At 36.9% G+C, this 612-nt stretch carries 1 pseudogene; it reads right to left on the bottom strand.

The window, feature by feature from the left end:
- Positions 1–188: pseudogene (locus tag INF77_RS23045) on the bottom strand (hypothetical protein); the annotation flags it as partial.
- Positions 189–612 lie beyond the last annotated feature (424 nt).

Raw genomic sequence — 612 nt, 5'->3', positions numbered from 1 at the left:
TTATTACACACATCTTGATAATTGTCTGTAAGACAAGAAGTATAATAAAGTAATCGTGTTACGCCATCCTCCAGACCATTTAAATAATCTACGACCCCCTCTTTAACTCCAGCTAACGCTTTATCTAATCGCACTGCTAGCTCTTTATCGGTTCCAATTTTCCTAATGATTTCTTCGCTGTAATACATAATATATTCCTTTAGTTTAATGCGTTTATCTTCTTATACGAAAACATTTGATCAAGTGATCATGCTCTCACTTTTGTTAAATAGGAAAAAGATTACTCTTTATCATCTTGATGGATGAATGGACTTAAATAATTAATGTGGTGAATATAAAACTGGATTATCAGTTGTTTATTATTTTGATTGGCTTATTTTCCGATTTCAAAGTGCGTCCGGAGAAGTAATCACGCATTCCAACCCGTCCTGCACCTCTCTCACTTAAATTACATTATTATTTGTTCTTTTTGGACGTCCTTTGTTGTAGGAGAGGGGGGAGAGCATGTGGCTGCAGAGGAATTTTGCGAGGCGCTTTCCAGTTTCTTTCGAAGTCAGTTGCTGGATAAATACACAGTAATAAAATGGCGGCGCACCTGCAAAATCAGGTGCC

The organism is Enterobacter cloacae complex sp. P1B, assembly GCF_014982345.1.
GTDB classification, from domain to species: Bacteria; Pseudomonadota; Gammaproteobacteria; order Enterobacterales; family Enterobacteriaceae; genus Enterobacter; species Enterobacter bugandensis.
The sequence above is the reverse complement of the archived record's forward strand: the minus strand, read 5'-3'. Positions and strand labels throughout refer to the sequence as shown.